The sequence below is a fragment of the Streptomyces sp. NPDC001480 genome (assembly GCF_042894725.1).
GTDB lineage: Bacteria > Actinomycetota > Actinomycetes > Streptomycetales > Streptomycetaceae > Streptomyces.
In genome coordinates this window covers 1-24,651 of sequence record NZ_JBIAVX010000008.1, presented here as the reverse complement: position 1 = coordinate 24,651, position 24,651 = coordinate 1, and the positions used below count along the sequence as shown (strand labels likewise).

The following is a 24,651-nucleotide window of genomic DNA, read 5'->3' as shown; positions in this document are numbered from 1 at the left end:
CATGCAGGACCGCCCCCTGGACGCCCGTCCCGAGCCGGACGGAGAGAAGCCCTCGCCGTCGTACGCCGTGCCCGCCCCGGCCGACCGCGCCGCCGCCCCGCCCGGCGTCCCCCGAGCGAGCTCCGCCCGCGCCGGCACCCCGAAGCCCGCGACGCCCGCCGGACCGCCGCCCCCTCCGGTCACCCGCGCCCTGACCCTGCTGTCCTGCCTGGCCACGGAACCGGGCGCGGGGGGCCTGCTCCTCCTGGACCTCGACCCGGAACTCCTGCCCGCCCTGGGTGCCTGGCTTGCCGCGCACCTGCGCTCCGGCACCCCGGGTTCCGACGACGACGTCCGCACCCTGGGTTCCTGGCTGGGCGAGGACGAACTGTGGCTGCGCCCCCGGCTGGACGCCGACGGACTGCGCCTCGTGCCGGGCCTGCTGGTGGAGAGACCCGGCGGCCCCCCTCCGGTGCTCCTCGTCCCCGACCTGGGCCAGGCCGGGCCTGCCGTCGTACGGGCCGCGGTGACGCTGATCGGCGCCGAGGCGGGCCACGTGGAGATGCACGGGCACAGCCTTCGCTGGCACCCCCGGGCCCGCTGGCTGGCGGCCGTCGACCGCACCGAGGCCGGCCGCCTCTCCCCTCACCTGCTGGACCGGTTCCCGCTGCGCATCGAGGCCGAGCCGCTCAACGACATCCTGTGGGGGCTCGGCACCGACCGGTTCTGGGATCTGCCCGCCGAGCGCGACAGCCTGGTCCGGGCGCTCCCGTCCCTCCCGCTGATACCGGCGTACGGACCCCGCCCCCTCCTGACGCCGGGCGCCGCCGACCGCGTGGCCGCCCTGGTCCCCGCGACGGCCGGCATGCGGCGCGGCCTGGCCCTCGCCCGCGTCGCCCGCGCCCTGGCGGCCCGGGCCGGCGCTCCCCGTACCGAGGTACGGCACGTCATGGAGGCCGCCGCCCTGCTCGGCATCACTGCCCCGCACGTCCCGTTCGAACCGCGCCAGGAGCCCCCGCCCCGCCCGCACCCCGCCCCGGCCGACCCCCAGCCGGCCAAGGAGCCGCAGCCACCCGCGGCCCCCGCGGTGCCCACCCCCGTGGCCGAGCCCGAGCCGCCGCTCCCGCTGTCCCCGACCCCGGTCGCCCCGCGCGTGCCGCCGACGCCGGCCCCGTACCCCGAGGACTCCCCGGACGCCCTGCCCCAGCCGGGCTCGCTGCGCCCGCCGGGCCGCCGCCGCACCGCGGCCAAGCGGCTCAACGGCCGCCCGGTGGGGACGATGAGGGCCCGTGACGTGCACGACCTCGCCCTGGTGCCGAGCATGGTCGAGGCCGCCAAGTCCCGGCTGCTCACCGCGGACCGTCCGGACGGCCCGGACAGCCTGGACGGCCCGCTCGCCCTGCGGGCGGAGAACCTGCGGCAGTACCGCCGCCGACCCGAACCGGCGCACGCGCTGGTGCTCGTACTCGACCACTCCTGCCGCGACTGGGATCCCGCGCCCGCGCTCGCTCCGCACCTGCGCTGGGCCTACGAGTCGAACGCGGCCGTGACGGTGGTGGAGTTCGGCCACCGCACCGCCGAACTCGAACTGTGCGCGGAACGCTTCCGGGCGCCCTCGCTGCTCCACCCCGGTCTCGTCGAGGCCTTCGAGCGGGCCCCGGGCGCGGCCAGCCCGCTCGCCCACGCCCTCGACCTCGGCGTCCACGAGCTGCGCCGCTTCCTGCGCCGGGGACGCGCGGTGGTCGACGAGGTGCTGTTCGTCGTCGTCACGGACGGCCGGGGCAACGTGCCCCTGGAGGCCAGTCTGCGCGGGCGCCCGCCGAGCGGGGTGCGCCGGGAGGGCGTCGACGACGCCCTGCGCGTCGCGGCCACGGCGGCCGCGCTGAACCGGATGCGCGCGGTGATCGTCGCGCCGGACCTCGACCAGTACGCGGAACTGCCCGCCGAACTCGCCGAGGCCCTCGGCGCGACGCTCCTCGTCACACCCCGGCGTCGACCGGGGGCGCTGTCATGACAGCCGAACCGATGAGCCTGCGCGGCTGGTTACAGGCCGACCTGGGCAGACCCGCCCCCGAGCGGCCGGAGCGGCCCACCGTCCCCCGGGACGAACCCGATGGCGTCCGCAGCTCCTCCCGAACCGCACGCCTCGACGAACAGGACGCCCCCCTCTCGGAGCAACTCCCGGTCGGAACAGCCCTGTTACGGGTCACGAGCGAGTCGTACGCGGGCAAGCCCAACTACCGCCTGGACTTCCACTACCAGGGCACGACGGTGAGCGCGAACGACGACGAGGACCTCCTGCGGCGCCGCCCGCCCGACCTGGGCCTGCCGCGCCTGGCCGAACTGGCGGTGGAGATCGGCTGGCGCGCCACCTACCGGCGGGTCAAGGGCTGGTGGAAGACGGAACCGACCCTGATCCGGTGGGTCGACTGGCTGGAGAGGGCCGAGAACCCCAAGCTGGTGGTCTGGGACCAGACGGCGTACGAGATCCCGTGGGAGCTGCTCTACCGGCAGCGGATCGGAGGCGCGGCGGTCATGAACGCGGCGGACGGAACGGGCGGCTGGATCGGCGCCGGCCTGCCCGTCATCCGCTGGACCACCGTGTGGAACGGTGTCCGTGCCGGGCGCTACGACCCCCCGCGGGGGGACTGCCGCGGCGGCGTACTCGTCTACGAGGACGAGGAGTTCCGCGCCGAGCACGACGGCGTCGGCCGGCACGAGGTCCTGCCTCGGTCCCGCCGCATGGCGGAACTCCGCCCCCGCCTCGAGGACCCGTACACCGCCTTCGGGCTGCTCCTCCTGCGCTGCCACGGCAACTACTCCCAGAACCCCGAGGAGTTCATGCTCGGTGACGCCTCGCTCGCCGCGCTGTCGGACGAATGGCAGATGCCCGCCCTGTTCGAGACGGGGGCGGCCGTCCTGATCAACTCCTGTGTGTCCGCGCGCACCGCCGAGGACCACCGGTACAACTCGGCCGTGCCCTGCACGTTCGCCGAGGTCTTCCTCAGATGGGGCGCCGGCGCGGTCGTCGCCACGCTCGCGGAGGTGAGCAAGGCGGACGCCCACGACTTCGCGGCACGGCTGCTCACCCAGGCGGCGGGCGGCCCGGTGAACCTCGCCGAGGCCCTCACGGAGAACCGCGCGTACCACGCCCGACGGGCCGAGAAGGCCGTCCGGCAGGGGGATACCGCCGCCCTGGCCGGCGAGGAGATCGACGAGGAGATCAAGGCCTTCTTCGGCGGCTTCACCTACGCCTACTTCGGCCATCCGGAGACCACACTGGCCCTGGAGGCACCGTCGGCGCGGGCGTGCGGAGGGGGTGGGGGCGCATGACCGTACCGGCGGACCGGCCGTCCGTCCCGCTCCGGCCCGTCGTCAGCTGGCCCGAGGAGGTGGAGGCCGGGCAGAAGTACCTGGTCACCGTCGACGTCGAGTTCGACGCGGAGAACGACGCCTGGCCGTACGACACCGAGGAGTACGCCATCGGCTGCATGGTCGAGGGCGGCACCGGCCTCGCCGTCGAGTCGGCCGGCGACACCACCCTCGTGCTCCACCGCTTCGGCGGCACCTACGGCCCGGCCCGGTTCGTCACCTACCCCGTGGACGAGACCGGCCCCGGCCAGGACACGGCACTGCTGCTCACCCTGATCACCGCCGGCGGGGTGCCCTTCCGCAGCGAGCGGCTGCCGGTGCGGACCAGCCCGGCCGGGCAGCTCCCACCGGGTCCGCGGACCGAGGTGGAGCTGCCCGGACCGCTCGATCCGGACGGGCCCGGGACCGAGGCGGAGGAGGAGAGCGAGGAGGAAGCCGGGACCGTCCTGGTGCTGGCCGGGTCCGACGTGCTGCACGCCGCGCTGTACGCCCGGCTCACCGACCGGAAGTTCAGCGCGGACCACACGATCGGCACCCTGGCGGGCACCGCGCGGCGGGTGGTCGTCATGTCCGTCGACTGGCAGTCGCCGCAGTTCCGGCGCGAGGTCATGGCGGCCGGCCAGCGCCACGGCGTGTCACTGGTGGTGTCCCTGGTCCACGGGCGCGGCGTGCGGCGCAGGCTGGAGTACGGCGACGTCGTCGTGGCCACCGAGGTCGAACTGCGCAGCAACATCGTCGTACGGCCCTCCTCGCGCCAGGTGGAGACGGCGCGCGTGGTCATGGGCAGCAGCGCCTACTACGAGCCCGTGCGCCCGGACACCCGGCGGGACCAGGTCTGCCTCACCACCGCGTACGCCACCCCCGCCGCCGAGCACCTGACGATCTGCGCGGTCGGCCGGGCGGCGGTCGACCGCGCCACGGAGGTGCTGAGGGCGGTGCTCGGCACCGAGGCCCCGCGCATCGCCCGGCTGACCCTGCCGCGCGTAACCGCGACCTTCACCGGACGGGACGCGGAGACGGGCCGGCTGCTGAAGCTGCTGGACCCCTCCGAGCGGATCTCGACCGAGCGGTTCACCCTGGTGTCCGGCATGCCCGGCATCGGCAAGACCGTGTTCGCGGCGGCGGCGGCCCGCGAGGCCGTGGAACGCGGCTGGTTCCCGGGCGGCGCCTACTGGATCCCGCCCGGCCCGGAGGAGAAGGCCGCCGCCGTGGCCCGGTCGCTGTCCCGGCTGCGGGACGGCCAGCAGCCGGTGCTCGTCGTGCACGACGGGACGACCTGGGCCGAGGCGCACGACACCTGGGAGGACGTTCCCGCCCGCAGCCGGTTCCACGTCCTGGTCACCTCCCGCTCCGCGACGGGGGCCCCGGACGAGCGGCACATGGTGCTGAGGCCGCTCACGCCCCAGGCCGCGACGGCCGTCCTCGGTGCCGCCGGCCCCGAGAACGAGGTGGCGCAGCGGCTGGCCGCCCTGTGCGGAGGCGTGCCCCTCGCACTGCGGCTCGCCGCCCAGTACCCCGGAACCCTCGCGCAGACGCTCGACCGTACCGAGTCGGCGGGAGGGATCTTCCACGTCTTCGACGAGCTCCGGCACGCCTTCGACACCGAGTACGCGAGGCTTTCGCCGGACCGGCGCACGGCACTGCGGCTGCTGTCGGCGGCGCCGGGCGACGACCTCGGGGCGGAATCGGTGGCCGTGCTGTTCTCCGGGCACGACGCGGTCGTGCGGGGGCTGCGCGGAGCCGGCCTGATCGTGCAGGAGGAGACCGCGGAACAGGGGCTCGCGGAACGGCTCCGGGTGGAGACGCTGCCCAAGGAGTACGTCCGCCAGGTGCTCGGCAGGGAGCCGGCCGTCCGGGAGGAGGCGACGAGCGCACGGCGGCGCCTGCTGGCCTTCAGCCTCGACCGGACCCGCGAGGCCGTCACCGGCCTGGGCCTGGGCGCCTCTCCCCCCGACGAGAACCGGCCCGGGGCACGTGAGGACGCGCTGGCCTGGCTGGACGGCGAACGCGACAACCTGGTCGCACAGGTCCTGGAAGCGCCCGCGCACGCCGACGCCGACCACGTCGCGGACCTGGTGCTGCTCCTGGGCGCCTACCTGAACTGGCGCCGGGACTTCGAGCGCTGCCTGGAGTGCTGTGCGACCGCGCTGGAGCAGCCCGTCAGCGAGCATCTGCGGGCGCACCTGCTGAACCTGCGGGGCGCCGCGCTGCGCGGCACGGGCCTGCTGGACGAAGCGACGGGTGCGCACGAGTCGGCCCTGACCCTGCACGAGCAACTCGGCGACGCCTGGGGCGCGGCCAAGGCCCACGAGGCCCTCGGCCTGGTGGCCGCCGAGCGGGGCGACTGGGCCATCGCCCTGGCGGCGCACACCAGGGCACTGGAGGGGATGACACGCGTCGGCGACCGCCGCGGCGAGGCCGAGGCGAGCACGGACCTCGGCGTGGCCCTCCTCAAGACGGGCGCCCACGCGGAGGGGTTCGAGCACCTGAGCCGGGCCACCGACATCTGCCGCGAGCTCGACGACCGCCCGGGCACGGCACGGGCGCTGCTCATCCGCGCCGAGGCCCTCTACGACTCCGGCGGCATGCAGGACGCCCTCGCGCTGGCGGAGGAGGCGGCGCCCCTGTTCAAGGAACTGACCGACGACTACGGCCAGGCCCGGGTCCTGGAGGTCAGGGCCCGGGCGAACGAGGAGCTGCGCCGCTACACCGACGCGCGCAACCAGTGGAAAGCGGCCGTGGAGGCGTATCGGCGGGTGGGGGACACGGAGAGCGCGACCCGGGCCATCAGGCACTCGTACCGCGTCGGCATCGGCGTGCACCAACGCGAGGCCCAGGTCCTGGTCACGGTGGCGAGCGGGCTCTTCAGGACCTCCTCCTACCGGTGGGCCGTCCTGCTGGCCCGCGGCCAGGGCTGGGAGACCCGGCGCGAGAGCCGGTCCTCCATCAAGATCAACGCGCTGCCCAAGGCCGTGGCGGAGCCGCTCAGCCGGACACTGCGCGAGGCCGACACGCCCCACAGCCCGGCGCCGGTCGAGTTCGCCCTGCCTCTGACGGGCTTCGACCTGGCACCGCACACCTGGCGGAGCACCGACTCGTCCCAGCGACTGGGCTCACAGCGCCCGGTGACCCTGCGCTACGCGGACCGGGGTGCGTGGACCCTGAACCCGGGATCCGCGGCCTGGAAGAACCTCCAGGGCGCGCCGGGCTTCCTCGCCTGGCACCTCCCGCTCCCCGCCGCGGGGGAGCCGCTGGGCGTCCACCCGCGCGGCGGGGTCCCCTTTCTGTGCGGCCCGGTCAGCCATGGGCCCGGCCGGGAGATCATGTCGCGGCTGCTGACACAGAGTCATGGCGTCGCACTGTGGACCACGGCTCCGCACGCGAGGGAGTGCGGCCCGCAGTGCGAGCGGCTGATCCGCACCGTCGACGGCTTCCTGCGCGGCATCGGATCCATCGCGGAGATCCCCCGCGCCCTGTGGTGGCTGCGCGTACAGGGCCGCGACGAACAGCTCTCGCTGCTCTACGACGACCCCCTGTCGCCCCTCCCCAACTTCCATCGCCCTGCTTACTGAGGCTTGCTGAGGCGCACTGAGGCCCCGCTGTCCCGCATTGGTCGCGGAATCCGAGGTTCCTGTCCCCTTATGAGGGATCGTTTCACCCGTACGGATTAAATGTGCTCAAGCCGCCGGAATGGCTCATCCCCCGCCGCCTACGGTCGCACGGGTGATGAGCACCAGTCCGGAGACCTCGACCCGCACCACAGGCGCACACAGAGCGCACCGTGAAGCGCGCGATCGTGCTGCGGCGCACACGTTGGCGCAGCGGCCGCCCGCGCGCTACGAGCCCTACCTGGACGGCCTGTTCACCTACTGCCTGTCCGTGCTGTGCGACCACGAGGCCGCGACCGCCGCACTGGGCGACGTCCTCGCGCTCGCCGAGCGGCGCGGGCAGCGGGTGCCGCAGGCGGTGGGCGACCGCAGGGCCTGGCTGTACGCCCTGGCCCGCTGGGCGTGCCTGCGCAAGCTGACCGAGGCCAAGCAGAAACGTCAGGCCACGCACGCGGCGGGCCGCGCCCGGGCCGAGAAGGGGCACGTCGCCGCCCCGCCCGTCTCGGCTCAGACCCAGGAGCAGCGGCGCGGCGAACTCGCCCTGCTCGCCTGGCCGGAGGCCGCCGGCACCAGCCCGGAGCAGCGCGAGGCGCTCGAACTCGCCGTGCGCCACCACCTCCCCGTCCAGGAGGTCGCCGCCGTCCTCGGCATGGACCTCGCCGCCGCCCGCGAACTGCTGGCCTCCGCCGCCTGCGAGGTCGAACGCACCCGCGCCGCGCTCGCCGTCGTGGAGACCGGCGGCTGTCCCGGCGTGGACCGGCTCACCGGCGACCAGCAGCTGGTGCTCAGCAGCGCCCTGCGGCGCGAGCTGGTGCGGCACGTCGACGACTGCCCGCGCTGCCGCCGCTCCGCCGAGCGCGCGGTCCCGGAACGCTGGCCCGGCGCCACGGTCACCCCCGCCGAGCTGCCCGTCCTGGAGGCACCCCGGGCGGCCCTGCACGTCGCCCTGGCCCACGGCCCGCGTGCGCGGGGCTCCGCCGCCCCCCGCTTCGACCGGCGCGGCTTCCCCATGGACCCCAAGGACCGTGCCGCCCGCCGGGACCGCATCCGCGCCCGTGCCGTCACCACGACCGTCGTCGCCACCGTCGTCGCCGCCCCCGTGCTGGCCCTGTGGGCCGCGTACCGGGGCACCCCGATCGGAGAGGACCAGGCCGGCCCCGCCGCCACCGCGCGCGAGGCGCACGGCCCCGGCGGCCTCGACGGCGACCCGGCCGACGGCTACGAGAACGCCGGGAACGCCTCCGTCCCCGCCAGAAGCCTCGCCAAGGACGGCTCCTCCGACGTCTCCGTGGAGGTGGTCGGCGTCCCCGGGGCCGGACACGAAGGGGCGGGACACCTCGCGGTCACGGCCGACACCAGCGGCGACACCACGCTCGTCACCCTCACCGCGTCCGGCCCCGCCCCGGTCCGCTGGTCGGCGACCACCTCGGCCGACTGGCTCTACCTCAGCCGCCCCTCGGGCACCCTCCGGCCCGGCGAGTCGGTCACGATCAAGGTGTACGTCGACCAGCTGCGCGAGCCCGCCGGCCACTGGACCGCCCGGCTGGCGATCACCCCGGCAGGCGCCGTCGTCTCGATCGAGGGCTACGGCCCCGCCCCCACCGGCCCCTCGCAACCGGCCGACCCGCCGAGCACCGCCCACCCGGACCCGACCCCCACGGCCTCGGCCCCCGCAGACCCCCCACCCACCGGCCCGCCCCCGTCCACGGACCCGACCCCCACCCCGACCGCCCCCTCGTCCCCTCCTCCGGACACCACCGCAACCCCGCCGCCCCCACCGACCGACGGCACCCCCCAGAACCCACCGGACACCCCGGCCTAGCCGAGCCCCACCGCATGCGAGACACCAGCCACTTCACGAACGAGCCCGCACCCGCCGCCGGCGAGGACACGCCACAGGGCCCGCCCGCCCAGGTCAGTACACCTAGGCCGGGTCCGCCGGATGCGGAGCCACCAGTGGCAGCTGCGAGGCCAGGCGCTGCTCGCAGAGCTCGACCAGCCGGTCGTAGCCGGCCTTGCCCATCAGCTCGGTCAGCTCGGGCCGGTAGGACACGTAGACCGGCTCGCCCGCGCCGTGGGCGGAGGTCGCCGACGTGCACCACCAGTGCAGGTCGTGGCCGCCCGGACCCCAGCCCCGGCGGTCGTACTCACCGATGGACACCTGGAGCACACGGGTGTCGTCGGGCCGGTCGATCCAGTCGTACGTCCGCCGGATCGGCAGCTGCCAGCACACGTCCGGCTTGGTCTCCAGCGGCTCGCGGCCCTCGCGCAGGGCCAGGATGTGCAGCGAGCAGCCCGCGCCGCCCGCGAAGCCGGGCCGGTTCTGGAAGATGCAGGAGCCCTGGAAGGGCCGGGTCTGCCGGGAACCGTCCTCGTCCTCCGAGACCCAGCCGCGCGCCAGCCCCTCGTCGTGGTTCTGCCAGATGTCCGGCGTGAGCCTCGCCACGTGCTCGGCGACCCGCTTCTCGTCGTCCTCGTCGGAGAAGTGGGCACCCAGCGTGCAGCACCCGTCGTCCGCGCGGCCCGCCTGGATGCCCTGGCAGCCGCTGCCGAAGATGCAGTTCCAGCGAGAGGTCAGCCATGTCAGATCACAGCGGAAGACCTGCTCTTCGTCCGCCGGATCAGGAAACTCCACCCACGCGCGAGCGAAGTCGAGCCCCTTCTCGTCGCCCACCTTCGCACGCGTGGAGGATTTGTCGCTCTTCGCCTTTTTCGTCTTTGGCACGCATCCAGGGTAAGTGGCCCAAGCCCGCTCCGGGGCCTGAGGACCGCGGTACTGGCAGTAGCGTTCCGTACATGAGACTCGGTGTCCTGGACGTGGGTTCGAACACGGTGCACTTGCTGGTCGTGGACGCACACCCCGGCGCGCGCCCCCTGCCCGCGCATTCGCACAAGGCCGAGCTGCGGCTCGCCCAGCTCCTCGACGGCAGCGGTGCCATCGGCGCCGAAGGCGTCGACAAACTGGCCGGCGTCGTCCGGGACGCCCTCCAGGCCGCCGAGGACAAGGGCGTCGAGGACCTGCTGCCGTTCGCCACGTCCGCGGTCCGCGAGGCGAGCAACGCCGACGAGGTGTTGGCCCACGTCCAGGACACCACCGGCGTCGAGCTCCAGGTCCTCACCGGCGAGGAGGAGGCCCGCCTCACCTTCCTCGCCGTCCGCCGCTGGTTCGGCTGGTCGGCCGGGAAACTGCTCGTCCTGGACATCGGCGGCGGCTCCCTGGAGATCGCGTACGGCATCGACGAGGAGCCCGACACGGCCGTCTCCCTCCCGCTCGGCGCGGGCCGGCTCACCGCCGGCTGGCTGCCCGGCGACCCGCCCGACCCGGAGCGGACAAGGGCACTGCGCCGCCACGTGCGCACCGAGATCGCGCGCACCATCGGCGAGTTCACCCGCTTCGGCGCCCCGGACCACGTGGTCGGCACCTCCAAGACCTTCAAGCAGCTGGCCCGTATCGCCGGCGCGGCCCGCTCCGCCGACGGCCTCTACGTGCAGCGCGAGCTCAAGCGCGAGTCCCTGGAGGCATGGGTCCCCCGCCTGGCCTCCATGACCGCGGACCAGCGCGCCGAACTCCCCGGCGTCTCCGACGGCCGGGCCGGCCAACTCCTGGCCGGCGCCCTGGTCGCCGAGGCCGCGATGGACCTCTTCGGCGTGGAGAACCTGGAGATCTGCCCGTGGGCGCTCCGGGAGGGCGTGATCCTGCGGCGGCTGGACCACATGGGGTCGGCGTAGAGCACACGGGGAGCACCCGGAGAGCACCCACAGTGCACTCGGAGAGCACCCGTAACGCACCCGTAGCGCACCCGGGGACAGGCCACGGACGACCGGTACTCGCCCGTGGCAAACCCCACAACGGCTAACAGGTACCCCACGTTCCGCTCACCGCAGCCCGTAACCTGTCCCTCATGGCAGAGCCCGTCCGCATCCCAGATGCGAAGGTCGCCCTCTCCACGGCCTCGGTGTACCCGGAGTCCACGGCGACGGCCTTCGAGATCGCCGCGCGCCTCGGTTACGACGGCGTCGAGGTCATGGTGTGGACCGACCCGGTCAGTCAGGACATCGAGGCGCTGCGCCGTCTCTCCGACTACCACGCGATACCGATCCTGGCGGTGCACGCGCCCTGCCTGCTCATCACCCAGCGGGTGTGGTCCACCGACCCCTGGGTCAAGCTGGAGCGCGCCCGGGCGGCCGCCGAGAAGCTCGGTGCCGGCACCGTCGTCGTGCACCCGCCGTTCCGCTGGCAGCGGCAGTACGCCCGGGACTTCGTCACCGGGATCTGGCGCATGGCGAACGAGACGGACGTACGGTTCGCGGTGGAGAACATGTACCCCTGGCGCTACCGCGACCGCGAGATGCTCGCCTACGCCCCCGACTGGGACGTCACCCAGGACGACTACCGGCACTTCACGATCGATCTCAGCCACGCGGCGACCGCCCGCACGGACGCCCTTGACATGCTCGACCGGATGGGCGACCGCCTCGGTCACGTCCACCTGGCCGACGGCCGGGGGTCGGCCAAGGACGAGCACCTGGTCCCCGGCCGCGGCACCCAGCCCTGCGCCGAGGTGCTGGAGCGGCTCGCGCTGACCGGCTTCGACGGCCACGTCGTCATCGAGGTCAACACCCGGCGGGCCATGTCCAGCGCCGAGCGCGAGGCCGACCTCGCGGAGGCCCTGGCCTTCACCCGCCTGCACATGGCCTCCCCGGTGAAGGTGCCCCGGCGGTGACCGGGACGACCGGCGCCCGCCGCCGCGGCAGGCCCCCACGCACCGAGTCGGCCGGCACCCGCGACCGCATCCTCAGCGCCGCCCGCGAGGAGTTCTCCGAGCGCGGCTACGAGAAGACGTCCGTACGCGGTATCGCCAAGGCCGCCGGTGTCGACTCCGCGCTCGTCCACCACTACTTCGGCACCAAGGACCAGATCTTCGCGGCCGCCATCGAGGTCGCCTTCGCGCCCGCCCTGAACGCCCCCGACGCGGTGGCCGCGGGCCCGCCGGACGGAGTGGGGGAGCGGCTGACCCGCTTCATCTTCGGCGTCTGGGAGAACCCCACCACTCGTACGCCCCTGCTGGCCATCGTGCGCTCCGCCGTCAACAACGAGACCGCGGCCGCCGTCTTCCGCCGCCTCGTCGCCACCCAGCTGCTGCGCCGCATCGCCGGTCAGCTCGACCTGCCCGACGCCGAACTGCGCGCCGAGCTGGCGGCCGCGCAGCTGGTGGGGTGCGCGATGCTCCGCTACGTGATCAAGGTGGAGCCGCTGGCCTCGGCGGACCTGGAGCAGATCGTGGCGCGGGTGGCGCCGGTGGTGCAGGGGCACCTGACCGGGCCCTGAGCCGGGACCTGAGCCGGAGCCGGGGCCTGAGCCGGGCCCTGCGCGCAGCCGTTCCCCAGCACCCGTTCCCGAGACATCCGTCCCGGAATCCGGACACCTTGTCCCGATCCCTGGATGACCGGCGTAGGCTCGTTACAGCCCTACTTGTCTGAAGGAGCGAGCGACGATGCCCGAGCTGAGGTCCCGCACAGTCACCCACGGCCGCAACATGGCGGGCGCCCGCGCCCTTATGCGCGCCTCCGGTGTACCCGGTGCGGACATCGGCCGGAAGCCGATCATCGCGGTCGCCAACTCCTTCACCGAGTTCGTGCCCGGCCACACCCACCTCCAGCCGGTCGGCCGGATCGTCAGCGAGGCGATCACGGAGGCGGGCGGCATCCCGCGCGAGTTCAACACCATCGCCGTCGACGACGGCATCGCGATGGGCCACGGCGGCATGCTCTACTCCCTGCCCTCCCGCGACCTGATCGCGGACAGCGTGGAGTACATGGTCGAGGCCCACTGCGCCGACGCCCTGGTCTGCATCTCCAACTGCGACAAGATCACCCCGGGCATGCTGCTGGCCGCCCTGCGGCTGAACATCCCGACGGTCTTCGTCTCCGGCGGCCCGATGGAGTCCGGCCGCGCCACCCTGGTCGACGGCACGGTCCGCACGCTCGACCTGGTCGACGCGATCTCCGACGCCGTGAACGACAAGATCTCCGACGAGGACATCCTCCGTATCGAGGAGAACGCCTGCCCGACCTGCGGCAGCTGTTCCGGCATGTTCACCGCCAACTCGATGAACTGCCTCACCGAGGCCATCGGCCTCTCCCTCCCCGGCAACGGCTCGGTCCTCGCCACCCACACCGCGCGCAAGCAGCTCTACGTCGACGCGGCCCGCACGGTCATGGACATCACCCGCCGCTACTACGAGCAGGACGACGAGTCGGTCCTGCCGCTCAACGTCGCCACCTTCCAGGCCTTCGAGAACGCCATGGCCCTGGACATCGCGATGGGCGGCTCCACCAACACGATCCTGCACCTGCTGGCCGCCGCCCAGGAGGCGGGCGTCCCCTTCGGCCTGGAGCAGATCGACGCGGTCTCCCGCCGGGTCCCGTGCCTGGCGAAGGTGGCCCCGAACGTCGCGAAGAACCGCACGTACTACATGGAGGACGTGCACCGCGCCGGCGGCATCCCCGCCCTGCTCGGCGAGCTGCACCGCGCGGGCCTGCTCAACGAGGACGTGCACTCCGTCCACAGCCCGTCGCTGGCGGACTGGCTGAAGACCTGGGACGTGCGCGGCGGCTCCCCGTCCGCCGAAGCGGTGGAACTGTGGCACGCGGCACCCGGCTGCGTCCGCTCCGCCGAGGCCTTCTCCCAGTCCGAGCGCTGGGAGGCCCTGGACGAGGACGCGGCGGAAGGCTGCATCCGCTCGGTCGAGCACGCCTACTCCAAGGACGGCGGCCTGGCGGTCCTCAAGGGCAACCTGGCGGTCGACGGCTGCGTGGTGAAGACGGCGGGCGTGGACGAGTCGATCTGGACCTTCGAGGGCCCGGCGGTCGTCTGCGAGTCCCAGGAGGAGGCCGTCCAGCGGATCCTCACCCAGGAGGTCAAGGACGGCGACGTCGTCGTCATCCGCTACGAGGGCCCCAAGGGCGGCCCCGGCATGCAGGAGATGCTCTACCCGACCTCGTACCTGAAGGGCCGCGGCCTGGGCAAGACCTGCGCCCTGATCACCGACGGCCGTTTCTCCGGCGGCACCTCGGGCCTGTCCATCGGCCACGCCTCCCCGGAGGCGGCCTCCGGCGGCACGATCGCCCTCGTCGAGGACGGCGACCGCATCCGCATCGACATCCCGAACCGCACGATCGAGCTCCTCGTCGACGAGGCCGAACTCGCCCGCCGCGAGCAGGCCCTGAACGGCGCCTACGCACCCAAGAACCGCGAACGCAAGGTCTCGGCCGCCCTGCGGGCCTACGCGGCGATGGCCACCAGCGCCGACAAGGGCGCGGTGCGGGACGTGACCAAGCTGGGCTGAGGGTTCCTACCCCGGCTCTCACCCCGGTTCTCACATCGGTTTGTACACCGGTTCGTACACCGGCAGGGGCCGCCTCCACCATCGGGGGCGGCCCCTTCGGGTGTCACCAGGCCGAGGGGTCGCGGCCGTCGACGGCGAAGACCGTTCCGTCGGGCGCGGCGGCGTACACGCGGCCCTTGACGACCACCGGGTCGGGCAGCGTGGCGACGACCCGGTCGGGGTGCGTGCCGAGCCGGGTCGGCGTCTGCCCGAGGAGCCTGCCGCGCCGGGCGTCGACGGCGAGCAGCCGCCCGTCGGGAATGGTGACGTACACATGGCCGCCGTCGACGACCGGTGCCGAGCCCCGGCTCACGGAGGTCTGCAACTGCCACAACTGCCTGCGCTCGCCCATGTCCACGGCCGACAGCGAGCCCCCGGTGGCCATGAGGTAGACCACGTCTCCCCGTACGGCGGCGTGGGCGTCCTCGGGGGACGCGGTCACGGCCACCCGCCGTGTCGTCCGGGACGCGGGGCTGTAGCGGACCACCGCCCGCGTGACCCCGTAGACCCGGTCGAGGGAGAGGAAGTAGAGCGATCCGCCGCTGGTGCCGACGGGCCGCAGCGATCCGTCGAGCCGCGCGTCCCAGCGCACGTCACCCGTGTCCGGGTCCACCGCCGTGACCCGCGTGCTCGACCCGTCGTCGGAGGTGCTCGTCGCGTACGCCACCCGATCCCCGGTGAACCAGGTGAACAGCGCAAACGCCTGCCCCGGCACCCGGCGGTGCCACTTCGTCGCGCCCGAGGCGCTGTCCACGGCCGTGACCGTCCCGTCGGCGCCGGTGAGCAGGAGGGTGTTTCCCGCGAACCGCAATCCGCCGCCCGCGGGTACGTCCTGCCGCCGCCGCACCTTGCCGGACGCGGGGTCGAGCGCCTCCAGGTGCCGCCCCTCGTCCGTCAGGATCTGCACCAGCCCACCCGACAGCACGGGCTGCCCGCTGCCGAGCGACGTGGCGGCGGGGTGCCGCCACAGCAGACTGCCGTCGGAGGGGGAGAGGGCGTAGACCCGTCCGGACTGGGTGCAGACCAACGCGGCGGCGGTGGCGGCACATTGGGGCGTCCCGGCGTTCCCGGACCCGGGCTTCTCCGTCCACGGCATGAACCCGTCGGCCGACGCCCCGGCCGACACGGTGTGCGAGCCGCCCGACGTCCGGGGAGCGGGATCGTCGAGCAACCGTACCGACGCGACCGCACCGCCGACGACGAGAGCCAGCACCCCGGCCGCCACACCCCACCACCGGCCCCGCCGCCCCGCGCGCCGCCCTTCGGGCTCGCCGACCTCGGGCTTTCCGGTCCGGGGCTTTCCGGTCCGGGGCTTTCCGGCCTCGGGTTCCGCGCCCGTCCGCCCCTCGGTTTCCCCACCGGTCCGCGCCTCGTCCGCGGACGGGTCGACCGTACGCTGCGACGGTATGAAGGTCTGCGTGTCGTACGAGGCCGCCACCGACCGCAGTTCCCGCATCAGTTCGTCCGGCGTGGGCCGCTCCTCCGGCTCCTTGGCGAGGCAGCGCAGCACCAGCGGCGCCAGGTTCTCCGGTACACCGGCCAGATCGGGCTCGTCGTGCACGACCTGGTACGCGACGACATAGGGGCTGTCGGAGTCGAACGGCCCACGCCCGGTGGCCGCGTGCACCATGACCGACCCCAGGGCGAAGACGTCGGCGGCCGGGCCCACCTCCCGCGGGCGCCGGAACTGCTCCGGCGCCATGAACGGCGGAGTGCCTATCAACTTGCCCGTCTCGGTGCGCAGTTCGCTGTCCTTGGGGCGGGAGATCCCGAAGTCGATGACCTTCGGCCCGTCCTCGGCGAGCAGCACGTTGCTCGGTTTGAGGTCGCGGTGCACGACCCCCACCCGGTGAATGTCGCGCAGCGCCTCGGCCAGCCCGGCCATCAGCCGGCGCAACCGGTCCGGGGGCATGGCCCCGTGCTCCTTCACATGGTCGGCGAGGGTCGACCCGGGGATGAACAGCGTGGCCATCCACGGCCGTTCGGCCTCCGGATCGGCGTCCACGACGGGCGCGGTGAACGCACCGCTCACCCGCCGTGCGGCGGCCACCTCCTGCCGGAACCGGCCACGGAACTCGGGATCCCGGGCGAACTGGGCGTGTACGACCTTCACCGCGACCTTCATGCCCGAGGTGCTGCGGGCCAGGTGCACGACACCCATCCCACCCGAGCCCAGACGCGACTCCAGTTGATAGTGACCGGCGTACTCGGGAAGTTCCGCTTCCGCGCCCGCTCCGGCGTTCCGCTGTGGCGCCATGGGACCACCCCCGTGCTGTTCGTCGGCGCGCGCGACGCACGGAGCCTAGTCGATGACGCGTACGAGACAGAGGCGGCTTGCTAGCGTTCGCGTGCGATTCGCGCACATGTGTTTCGTCTCGCGTTTCCGGGGAATCAACGGGACCCCATGGCAGTCATGGGGATCAACGGGGGGAGTTCAGATGTCTGTCACCGACGTCGGAGAAGTCGAGGGCGGGGACGAGACGGCGGCCGTCACGACGGCCGTCACGACGGCCGTCACCGCGGAGACCGCGGCCGCGCTCGTGCACTACTACCCGGTCGCCCCGGGCGTGGAGCTCCGCGTCCGCAGCGGCCCCGGCACCACCTACGGCATCGTCCGCACCCTGGCCGAGGGCGCCAAGGTCCCGATCTACTGCCAGACGCCGGGCCAGACGATCACCGGGCCGTACGGCACCAGCAAGATCTGGGACAACATCGGCGACGGCTACGTGTCCGACGCGTACGTCCACACGGGCGTCGACGGCTACGTGACCTCCCGCTGCTCCTGACCCGCCACGGAGCCCGCCGCGCCGTCCGGCCATAATCGTCCCGTGAGCGACGAAACCGGCACCCCGGACACCACGGCGGGCTCCCCGGGCGGCACCCCCGGCGACGGCCCCCGCCCCGAGCCCCTGCGGTTCTTCGGCACGACCTGGGTGAACCACGACAACGGCTACGCGGCCCGCCGCGCGGCCGTCACCGCCGGCTCGCTGGTGGCGGCCGTCGCCTCCTGCGTCGTCCTGCGGTTCGCCTACCAGGGACTGGAGATCGCGGGCAGCGGAGCCTTCGTGACCGTCCTGGTCGTCGCGATGTTCGCGATCTGCAGCGCGCTGGCCTTCCGCAACACCTGGGACGGCTTCGGCAAGCGCCACGACCCCGCCCGCCAGGCCTCCCTGCGCGGCCTGCTGGCCATCGGCTTCGTCGGCTCCCTCGTCGCCTACTTCTTCCGCTCCCTCACCGAGGCCCCCGGTGAGAAGCTGCACCGCGCCGAATACGAGGAGGCCCGCGCCCAGCACACCCGCCGCACCGCCCGCCGCACGGGCAATCCCTCCAAGAAGCGCCGCAAGGGATAGGCGGAAAGGGAAAGCGGAAGAAAGGCTTTCACCGTACCGACGGCATGCCCAGGCCCCAGCGGCCAGCATGACGGCATGACCACAACTCCATCACCGTCTCCATCGCCGTCGTCCCCCTCTCCATCCCCGTCGCCGTCACCCTTCGCCTCCCGGGCCCACTCCTTCAACGGCGCCGCCGCCCAGTACGCCGCGAACCGCCCCTCCTATCCGCCCGCCCTCTTCGACACCCTCGAGGAACTCGCCGCCCGCCCCCTCGCCGGCGCCCGGGTCGTCGACGTCGGCGCCGGCACCGGCATAGCCACCGCGCTGCTGCACGCGCGCGGCGCCGACGTGCTCGCGGTGGAGCCCGGCGACGGCATGGCGGCCCAGTTCCGCCGCACCCTCCCCGACGTCCCGCTGGTCCGCGGCAACGGCAACGCCCTCCCGCTGGCCGACGCCTCCGCCGACCTGCTCACCTACGCCCAGGCCTGGCACTGGACCGACCCGGTCCGCTCGGTCCCGGAGGCCCTGCGCGTCCTGCGTCCCGGCGGCGCCCTCGCACTGTGGTGGAACAAGAGCGCCCTCGGCGTCCCGTGGATAGACGCACAGAACGAACGCCTCCGGCACCACTTCGACATCGACCGGCGCGCGGAGGTGCACAACAGTTCGCGGTCCGCCCTCGCCGACCCCACCGGCCGCCTGGACTTCGCCGACCGCACGGTCCGCTGGAGCCGCCACGTCCCCCTCGACACACACCTCGCCAACCTCGGCAGTCACTCGGCCTTCCTGATCCAGGACCCGGCGACCGCCGACGCCTTCCTCACCGAGGAACGCGCCCACCTCCTCACCGCCTTCCCCGACGGCACGGTGGAGGAGGTCTACGACGTGGAGCTGCTGGTGGCCATCGCTTGACGGCACTCCACCCCGGGCGCATTATTCATCGCATGATGAATTATGCGCCCGGCCCTCCCGGGCTCCCGGCCGACCACCCTTCGTCCCCCGCCGTACAGGCCTCCTCCCTCACCGCCGTCCGAGGCCCCCGCACCGTCCTGCGCGGCCTCGACTTCACCGTCCCGCGAGGCAGGATCACCGGCCTGCTCGGCCCCTCCGGATGCGGCAAGTCGACCCTCATGCGAGCCGTCGTCGGCACCCAGGCCAAGGTCAGCGGCACCCTCCGGGTCCTCGGCCACCCCGCCGGCCACCCCACCCTGCGCACCCGCATCGGCTACGTCACCCAGGCCCCGTCCGTCTACGACGACCTGACCGTCCGCCAGAACCTCGACTACTTCGCCGCGATCCTCGACCCCGGCCGCGCCGCAGCCGACCGGCGCCACGATGTCGATCGCGTCCTCGCCGACGTCGACCTCACCACCCACGCCGACGCCCTCGCCGGCAACCTCTCCGGCGGCCAGCGCGGCCGGGTCTCCCTCGCCGTGGCCCTCCTCGGCACCCCCGAACTCCTGGTCCTCGACGAACCCACCGTCGGCCTGGACCCGGTGCTCCGCCGCGACCTGTGGCACCTCTTCCACGACATCGCCGCCACCCGCGGCGCCACCCTCCTGATCTCCTCCCACGTCATGGACGAGGCCGAGCGCTGCGACCGCCTCCTCCTCATGCGCGAGGGCCAGATCCTCGCCGACGACACCCCCGACGCCCTGCGCGCCCGCACCGGCGCAGACACCGTCGAGGCGGCCTTCCTGCACCTGGTGGACGAGGCGGTCGCCACCGGCCGCGCGAAGGAGACGGCACGATGACAAATCCGGCGCTCAGCCCCTCCCGCACCACCGCCACCGCGGCCCGCGTCCTGCGCCAGCTCCGCCACGACCCGCGCACCATCGCGCTGATGCTGCTGATCCCCTGCCTGATGCTGCTCCTGCTGCGCTACGTCTTCGACGGCAGCCCGCACACCTTCGACAACATCGGCGCCTCGCTCCTCGGCATCTTCCCGCTGATCACGATGTTCCTGGTGACATCCATCGCCACCCTGCGCGAACGCACCTCCGGCACCCTCGAACGACTCCTCGCCATGCCCCTCGGCAAGGCCGACCTCATCGCCGGCTACGCGCTCGCCTTCGGCGCCCTGGCCATCGTCCAGTCGGCACTGGCCACCGGTCTCGCGGTCTGGTTCCTGGGCCTCGACGTCACAGGCAGCCCCTGGCTACTGCTCCTCATAGCCCTCCTCGACGCCCTGCTGGGCACAGCCCTCGGCCTCTTCGTCTCGGCCTTCGCGGCCTCCGAATTCCAGGCGGTCCAGTTCATGCCCGCGGTGATCTTCCCCCAACTCCTCCTCTGCGGCCTCTTCACCCCCCGCCCCGCCATGCACCCCGCCCTGGAAGCCATCTCCGACGCCCTCCCCATGTCCTACGCCGTCGACGGCATGAACGAGGTCCTCCACCACACGGACATGACGACGACATTCCTACGAGACACCCTCATCGTGACGGCCTGCGCCCTCTTGGTACTGACCCTGGGCGCAGCCACACTGCGCCGCCGGACAGAGTGAACCCCGGCCCGGATTACTCAGCCCGTCCGGCGTTTGAGGACGAGGCCGTTCAGGCCGAAGCGGGGGTCTGGGGGCGGCAGCCCCCAGCGGGGTCGAAGGGGCGGAGCCCCTGGGGACGGGAACGGGTAGGGGCGGCGGGGGCGAAACCACATCCCGCCCACCGGACACCGCCCCACCCCCCGCACCCCCGGTGCAAAGATGACCCCATGACCCAGAAAGTCGCAGTCCTCGGCACCGGCAAGATCGGCGAAGCCCTGCTCAGCGGAATGATCCGAGCCGGCTGGTCCCCCGCCGACCTCCTGGTCACCGCCCGCCGCCGAGAACGCGCCGAAGAACTCCGCAACCGCCACGGAGTCACCCCGGTCACCAACGCCGAGGCCGCCAAGACCGCCGACACCCTCATCCTCACGGTCAAGCCGCAGGACATGGGCACGCTCCTCGACGAGCTCGCCCCCCACGTCCCCACCGACCGCCTGATCATCAGCGGCGCCGCCGGCATCCCCACCGCCTTCTTCGAGGAACGCCTCGCTCCCGGCACCCCGGTCGTCCGGGTCATGACGAACACCCCCGCCCTCGTCGACGAGGCCATGTCCGTCATCTCCGCCGGCACCCACGCCACCGCCGAACACCTCACCCACACCGAGGAGATCTTCGGCGCCGTCGGCAAGACCCTCCGCGTCCCCGAGTCCCAGCAGGACGCGTGCACCGCCCTCTCCGGCTCCGGCCCCGCTTACTTCTTCTACCTGGTCGAAGCCATGACCGACGCCGGCATCCTGCTCGGCCTGCCCCGCGACAAGGCCCACGACCTGATCGTCCAGTCCGCGATCGGCGCGGCCACCATGCTCCGCGACAGCGGCGAACACCCGGTCAAGCTCCGCGAGAACGTCACGTCCCCCGCCGGTACGACGATCAACGCCATCCGCGAACTGGAGAACCACGGGGTACGGGCCGCCCTCATCGCCGCCCTGGAGGCCGCCCGCGACCGCAGCCGCGAACTGGCCTCGGGCAAGAAGGACTGAACGGCCCAACGCCCGGTGGCCGGTGGCCCGATGGGCTCAGCCCGCCGCCCCCACCACCTCCTCCGTAGTCACCACCCGCGCGAACCCACCCCCGTGCAGCGACACCGCCGACGCCTGCGCAACCTCCTCCGCACTGCGCCGCCAGCCGAACGGCCCCTCCAGATCGAAGGTGTACGTGGCGTCGTAGGGCACCACCACGTCGTACCCGAGGTTCCCGCCCATCCGGGCCGTCGTCTCCACGCACATGTTGGTCTGGATCCCGATCACCACGACCTGCCCGATCCCCTCCGCCGTCAGCCAGGCCCCCAGGTCCGGCGTGCCGAGGAAGGCCGAGTTCACGGTCTTGGTCAGGAACAGCTCGGCCCCCGCCCCCTTCCCGCGCCGCTCCGCCACGTACTCCTTCAGGTCGTTCCCCGCATACCCCGGCCGCAGCGGCGACTGCGGCTTCGGCGAGTCGTGCCGTACGAAGACGACCGGCCGCCCCGTCGACTGCCATACGTCGATCAGCGCCGCGATGTTGTCATCGGCCCCCGGGTTGTTCCGCGGCCCCCAGAAGCCGGCCTCCTCGAAGCCCTTCTGCACGTCCACGACCACCAGTGCTGCGTTCTCCGCGATCTCCATGCCCCGATCCTGCCGCCGCCGGGCCCGCCCGCCCCATAGGGTGAAAAGACAGCGATCGATGATTTACTGCCACCCATGGCACCTGCGGCACCCATCGCACCTGCGGCACCCATCGCACCTGCGGCACCCATCGCACCTGCGGCACCCACGACCCGTCCTCATCGCATCGCCCTGGTCGCCTTCCCCGGCATCCGAGCCTTCGACGTCTCCGTCATCACCGAGGTCTGGGGCACCGACCGCACCGACCGCGGCGCCCCCGCCTTCGACCTGCGCCGCGTCGCCGCCGACACCGCCCCCATCCCCATGCGCGGCGGCCTCTCCCTACTCCCGGACCGCACCCTCACCTGGCTCGACCAAGCCGACCTGATCCTGATCCCCGGCCTGGACGACCACCTGACCCCCGCACCCACGCCCGTCCTCGACGCCCTCCGCCGCGCCCACACCCGCGGCACCACCCTCGCCGCCCTCTGCGGCGGCGCCTTCACCCTCGCCCAGGCCGGCCTCCTCGACGGCCGCCGCGCCATCACCCACTGGAACCTCGTCGACCTCCTGCGCGCCCACCACCCGCAGGTCACCGTCGTCCCCGACGCCCTCTTCATCGAGGACGACAACATCTGGACCGCGGCCGGCACGGCGGCCGGCATCGACCTGTGCCTCCACCTCGTCCGCCGCGCCCACGGCGCCGAGGCCGCGGCCACCATCGCCCGCTCCATGGTCACCGCCCCCTTCCGCACCGGCACCCAGGCACAGTTCATCGAGCGCCCCACCCCCCGCGCGGACCGCGACGCCGACACCCTCGCCGCCGTACGCGAACACGCCCTGCGCCGCCTCCACGAACCGCTGACGGTCGCAGACCTGGCCGCCCACGCGGGCATGTCCCCCCGTAGCTTCGCCCGCCACTTCACGGCGGCCACCGGCACGACTCCGCTGCGCTGGCTCCTCGACCAGCGCATCGCCGCGGCCCAGAAACTCCTCGAACGCACCGACCTCCCCATGCCCGAGGTCGCCCGCCGCGCGGGCTTCGGCAGCGAGGTCACCATGCGCCAGCACTTCGCATCGCGCCTCGCCACCAGCCCACGCGCCTACCGGTCAGCGTTCACGACGACCTCCGCCCCAGAAGACACGGAAGACACGGAAGAAACCGAGGACACCGGAGGCAGCAACCCGATCGCGCGATAAGCGGCATCCACGGTCGGCCGCGCCATCGCCCGGGCCCGGTCGGCCCCCTGACGCAGCACGGCCTCCACATAAGAGGAATCCGCGCACAACTCCCTGTGCCGCGCCCGCACCGGCCGCAACACCTCGACGACGGCCTCCGCGGTGTCCTTCTTCAGCGCTCCGTAAGACGCGTACCCCTCACCCAGGGCCGCCGGATCCCCACCCGTACAGGCTGCGAGGATCTCCAGCAGGTTCGCGACCCCAGGCCGCTCCTCCCGGTCGTACACGACGTCCCGCCCACTGTCGGTCACGGCTCGCATGACCTTCTTCCGCACCACGTCCGGCTCGTCGAGCAGATACACGATCCCCGGCCCGGAGTCGTCGCTCTTCCCCATCTTCGAAGTCGGCTCCTGGAGGTTCATCACCCGCGCGGCCACCTGGGGACACGTCGCCCTCGGCACCACGAACGTGTGCCCGTACCGCTGGTTGAACCGCACCGCCAGATCCCGCGTCAGCTCCACGTGCTGCGCCTGGTCGTCCCCCACCGGCACCTCATCGGTCCCGTACGCCAGGATGTCCGCCGCCATCAGCGCCGGATACGTCAGCAGCGACAGCCGCACACTCCCACCCCGCGCCCGCTCCCGCGCGGCCTTCTCCTTGTACTGGATCATCCGCCGCATCTCACCGTCGGTCGCCACGCACTCGAGCACGTACGACAGCCGCGCGTGCTCATCGACATGACTCTGTACGAACACGGTGCACAGCTCGGGATCCAGCCCCGCTGCCAGCAACAGCGTCGCCGCCTGACGGCTGAGTCTGCGTACCCGCGCCGGATCGTGGTCCACGGTCAGCGCGTGCAGATCGACGATGCAGAACAGCGCGTCCGACCTGTGCTGGTCCACCTCGGCCCAGCGCCGCATGGCCCCCAGGTAGTTACCCAGCGTCAGATGCCCGGTCGGCTTGATCCCGCTGAAGACTCGCGTCATCTCCACTCCACCTCCTGGTCGAGGCCACCGTCCCGGCCGGCCGACCCTCAGGAGCCCTGGAGGGAGAAACGAGAACGGCCGCCGAGGCGGCGGCCGTTGAACGCATACGTGAGCGCGGCCGCCGTCAGGCGGCCCACCACTGCTGGTTGCACGTACGCGTAGTCACGGACCCAGAGTACGCCGCCGGCGTGCCGTCCCGCCGCGAGTTGACACACCCCGACCAGATCCGTAAGGTTCTTCGAGTTGTCCGACGTGAGAGCCGACTCCGGTCGGTCCCCGGACAGCCATTCCGTAGGTACCAGCCATTGCTCGGCGATCCGTTGCCGTGTGCTTTGGCGCGCGTATTTACGAATGAGGAATCCGCGTTCGAAAGGACGCAGCCCCCGATTAGGTCGGGAGCGAGGAATCCGCTAAAGTCTCACTCGTCGGAACGGCCGAAGGGCCGGGAAGACAAAACCCGCCGGCCGGGAATCAGACACCGAAAAGGATCTGATAGAGTCGGAAACGCCGGAAAGGGAAACGCGAGAGCGGGAACCTGGAAAGCACCGAGGAAATCGGATCGAGAAAAGATCTGATAGAGTCGGAAACGCAAGACCGAAGGGAAGCGCCCGGAGGAAAGCCGCGAGAGAGTCTCTCGGGTGAGTACAAAGGAAGCGACCGTTCCTTGAGAACTCAACAGCGTGCCAAA

General features: G+C 72.8%; 19 protein-coding genes. 15 read left to right on the top strand and 4 right to left on the bottom strand.

Going from position 1 to position 24,651, the window contains the following annotated elements; all coding sequences use genetic code 11:
- Nucleotide 1: 1 nt before the first annotated feature.
- The 4 genes from ACFY01_RS20460 (at nucleotide 2) to ACFY01_RS20445 (ending at nucleotide 8,781) form a co-directional block, all read left to right on the top strand.
- Complete coding sequence (locus tag ACFY01_RS20460) at nucleotides 2–1,993, top strand: hypothetical protein (protein ID WP_390737134.1); 1,992 nt, start codon at nucleotides 2–4, stop codon at nucleotides 1,991–1,993.
- Nucleotides 1,990–3,312 (top strand): hypothetical protein, encoded by a 1,323-nt coding sequence (locus ACFY01_RS20455; RefSeq protein WP_390737133.1) that lies wholly within the window; start codon nucleotides 1,990–1,992, stop codon nucleotides 3,310–3,312. Before ACFY01_RS20460 ends, ACFY01_RS20455 begins: the two co-directional genes overlap by 4 nt.
- Nucleotides 3,309–6,923, top strand: coding sequence for a tetratricopeptide repeat protein (locus tag ACFY01_RS20450; RefSeq protein WP_390737132.1), 3,615 nt, complete (start codon nucleotides 3,309–3,311; stop codon nucleotides 6,921–6,923). The genes ACFY01_RS20455 and ACFY01_RS20450 overlap by 4 nt, the downstream gene beginning before the upstream one ends.
- A gap of 151 nt (nucleotides 6,924–7,074) precedes the next feature.
- Nucleotides 7,075–8,781: a hypothetical protein gene (locus tag ACFY01_RS20445; protein ID WP_390737131.1), complete on the top strand. Its 1,707-nt coding sequence runs from the start codon at nucleotides 7,075–7,077 to the stop codon at nucleotides 8,779–8,781.
- Nucleotides 8,782–8,883: 102 nt separating this feature from the next.
- Here ACFY01_RS20445 and ACFY01_RS20440 read toward each other — a convergent pair whose 3' ends face one another.
- Nucleotides 8,884–9,684 carry a hypothetical protein gene (locus ACFY01_RS20440; protein WP_390737130.1) on the bottom strand — a complete coding sequence of 267 codons (801 nt, stop codon included), beginning with the start codon at nucleotides 9,682–9,684 and terminating at the stop codon, nucleotides 8,884–8,886.
- A 71-nt stretch (nucleotides 9,685–9,755) separates the two neighbouring features.
- Between ACFY01_RS20440 and ACFY01_RS20435 the strand changes: the two genes are divergently transcribed.
- The 4 genes from ACFY01_RS20435 to ilvD all read left to right on the top strand — a co-directional run bounded on the left by ACFY01_RS20435 (nucleotide 9,756) and on the right by ilvD (nucleotide 14,308).
- Entirely contained in the window at nucleotides 9,756–10,688 is a 933-nt protein-coding gene (locus ACFY01_RS20435; RefSeq protein WP_390737129.1) for a Ppx/GppA family phosphatase, read from the top strand.
- 173 nt (nucleotides 10,689–10,861) lie between these two features.
- Nucleotides 10,862–11,683 carry a sugar phosphate isomerase/epimerase family protein gene (locus ACFY01_RS20430; protein ID WP_390737128.1) on the top strand — a complete coding sequence of 274 codons (822 nt, stop codon included), beginning with the start codon at nucleotides 10,862–10,864 and terminating at the stop codon, nucleotides 11,681–11,683.
- Complete coding sequence (locus tag ACFY01_RS20425; RefSeq protein ID WP_390737127.1) at nucleotides 11,680–12,288, top strand: TetR family transcriptional regulator; 609 nt, start codon at nucleotides 11,680–11,682, stop codon at nucleotides 12,286–12,288. The genes ACFY01_RS20430 and ACFY01_RS20425 overlap by 4 nt, the downstream gene beginning before the upstream one ends.
- A 166-nt stretch (nucleotides 12,289–12,454) precedes the next feature.
- The gene (gene ilvD, locus ACFY01_RS20420; RefSeq protein WP_390737126.1) at nucleotides 12,455–14,308 is read left to right on the top strand and encodes a dihydroxy-acid dehydratase; all 1,854 of its coding nucleotides are present in this window, start codon (nucleotides 12,455–12,457) and stop codon (nucleotides 14,306–14,308) included.
- A gap of 103 nt (nucleotides 14,309–14,411) precedes the next feature.
- Here the strand turns inward: ilvD and ACFY01_RS20415 are convergent, their stop codons facing one another.
- Complete coding sequence (locus ACFY01_RS20415; RefSeq protein ID WP_390737125.1) at nucleotides 14,412–16,604, bottom strand: serine/threonine-protein kinase; 2,193 nt, start codon at nucleotides 16,602–16,604, stop codon at nucleotides 14,412–14,414.
- A gap of 181 nt (nucleotides 16,605–16,785) precedes the next feature.
- Here ACFY01_RS20415 and ACFY01_RS20410 point away from each other — a divergent pair, with 181 nt between their 5' ends.
- The 6 genes from ACFY01_RS20410 to proC all read left to right on the top strand — a co-directional run bounded on the left by ACFY01_RS20410 (nucleotide 16,786) and on the right by proC (nucleotide 21,198).
- Nucleotides 16,786–17,133, top strand: coding sequence for an SH3 domain-containing protein (locus ACFY01_RS20410; protein WP_390737124.1), 348 nt, complete (start codon nucleotides 16,786–16,788; stop codon nucleotides 17,131–17,133).
- Between the two features lie 42 nt (nucleotides 17,134–17,175).
- Nucleotides 17,176–17,697, top strand: a complete 522-nt coding sequence (locus ACFY01_RS20405; RefSeq protein ID WP_390737123.1) for an EamA/RhaT family transporter — start codon at nucleotides 17,176–17,178, stop codon at nucleotides 17,695–17,697.
- A 75-nt stretch (nucleotides 17,698–17,772) separates the two neighbouring features.
- The gene (locus ACFY01_RS20400; protein ID WP_390737122.1) at nucleotides 17,773–18,588 is read left to right on the top strand and encodes a class I SAM-dependent methyltransferase; all 816 of its coding nucleotides are present in this window, start codon (nucleotides 17,773–17,775) and stop codon (nucleotides 18,586–18,588) included.
- 32 nt (nucleotides 18,589–18,620) lie between these two features.
- Nucleotides 18,621–19,430: an ABC transporter ATP-binding protein gene (locus ACFY01_RS20395; protein ID WP_390737121.1), complete on the top strand. Its 810-nt coding sequence runs from the start codon at nucleotides 18,621–18,623 to the stop codon at nucleotides 19,428–19,430.
- Nucleotides 19,427–20,179: an ABC transporter permease gene (locus ACFY01_RS20390; protein WP_390737120.1), complete on the top strand. Its 753-nt coding sequence runs from the start codon at nucleotides 19,427–19,429 to the stop codon at nucleotides 20,177–20,179. The genes ACFY01_RS20395 and ACFY01_RS20390 overlap by 4 nt, the downstream gene beginning before the upstream one ends.
- A gap of 206 nt (nucleotides 20,180–20,385) precedes the next feature.
- Nucleotides 20,386–21,198 carry a pyrroline-5-carboxylate reductase gene (gene proC / locus ACFY01_RS20385; protein ID WP_390737119.1) on the top strand — a complete coding sequence of 271 codons (813 nt, stop codon included), beginning with the start codon at nucleotides 20,386–20,388 and terminating at the stop codon, nucleotides 21,196–21,198.
- 36 nt (nucleotides 21,199–21,234) lie between these two features.
- Here proC and ACFY01_RS20380 read toward each other — a convergent pair whose 3' ends face one another.
- Nucleotides 21,235–21,819, bottom strand: a complete 585-nt coding sequence (locus ACFY01_RS20380; RefSeq protein ID WP_390737118.1) for a cysteine hydrolase family protein — start codon at nucleotides 21,817–21,819, stop codon at nucleotides 21,235–21,237.
- Between the two features lie 165 nt (nucleotides 21,820–21,984).
- Here ACFY01_RS20380 and ACFY01_RS20375 point away from each other — a divergent pair, with 165 nt between their 5' ends.
- The gene (locus ACFY01_RS20375; RefSeq protein ID WP_390737492.1) at nucleotides 21,985–22,998 is read left to right on the top strand and encodes a GlxA family transcriptional regulator; all 1,014 of its coding nucleotides are present in this window, start codon (nucleotides 21,985–21,987) and stop codon (nucleotides 22,996–22,998) included.
- On the opposite strand, the gene trpS is transcribed toward ACFY01_RS20375, so the two are convergent.
- On the bottom strand, nucleotides 22,902–23,963 hold the full coding sequence (gene trpS, locus ACFY01_RS20370; protein WP_390737117.1) for a tryptophan--tRNA ligase: 1,062 nt from the start codon (nucleotides 23,961–23,963) through the stop codon (nucleotides 22,902–22,904). The genes ACFY01_RS20375 and trpS overlap by 97 nt on opposite strands.
- Nucleotides 23,964–24,651: the final 688 nt, after the last annotated feature.

Bases quoted from the DNA above. Each gene is read 5' to 3' on its own strand.
- ACFY01_RS20460 (WP_390737134.1), top strand. From the start codon at position 2: ATGCAGGACCGCCCCCTGGACGCCCGTCCCGAGCCGGACGGAGAGAAG.
- ACFY01_RS20455 (WP_390737133.1), top strand. From the start codon at position 1,990: ATGACAGCCGAACCGATGAGCCTGCGCGGCTGGTTACAGGCCGACCTG.
- ACFY01_RS20450 (WP_390737132.1), top strand. From the start codon at position 3,309: ATGACCGTACCGGCGGACCGGCCGTCCGTCCCGCTCCGGCCCGTCGTC.
- ACFY01_RS20435 (WP_390737129.1), top strand. From the start codon at position 9,756: ATGAGACTCGGTGTCCTGGACGTGGGTTCGAACACGGTGCACTTGCTG.
- ACFY01_RS20430 (WP_390737128.1), top strand. From the start codon at position 10,862: ATGGCAGAGCCCGTCCGCATCCCAGATGCGAAGGTCGCCCTCTCCACG.
- ilvD (WP_390737126.1), top strand. From the start codon at position 12,455: ATGCCCGAGCTGAGGTCCCGCACAGTCACCCACGGCCGCAACATGGCG.
- ACFY01_RS20415 (WP_390737125.1), bottom strand. From the start codon at position 16,604: ATGGCGCCACAGCGGAACGCCGGAGCGGGCGCGGAAGCGGAACTTCCC.
- ACFY01_RS20410 (WP_390737124.1), top strand. From the start codon at position 16,786: ATGTCTGTCACCGACGTCGGAGAAGTCGAGGGCGGGGACGAGACGGCG.
- ACFY01_RS20400 (WP_390737122.1), top strand. From the start codon at position 17,773: ATGACCACAACTCCATCACCGTCTCCATCGCCGTCGTCCCCCTCTCCA.
- ACFY01_RS20395 (WP_390737121.1), top strand. From the start codon at position 18,621: ATGATGAATTATGCGCCCGGCCCTCCCGGGCTCCCGGCCGACCACCCT.
- ACFY01_RS20390 (WP_390737120.1), top strand. From the start codon at position 19,427: ATGACAAATCCGGCGCTCAGCCCCTCCCGCACCACCGCCACCGCGGCC.
- proC (WP_390737119.1), top strand. From the start codon at position 20,386: ATGACCCAGAAAGTCGCAGTCCTCGGCACCGGCAAGATCGGCGAAGCC.
- ACFY01_RS20380 (WP_390737118.1), bottom strand. From the start codon at position 21,819: ATGGAGATCGCGGAGAACGCAGCACTGGTGGTCGTGGACGTGCAGAAG.
- trpS (WP_390737117.1), bottom strand. From the start codon at position 23,963: ATGACGCGAGTCTTCAGCGGGATCAAGCCGACCGGGCATCTGACGCTG.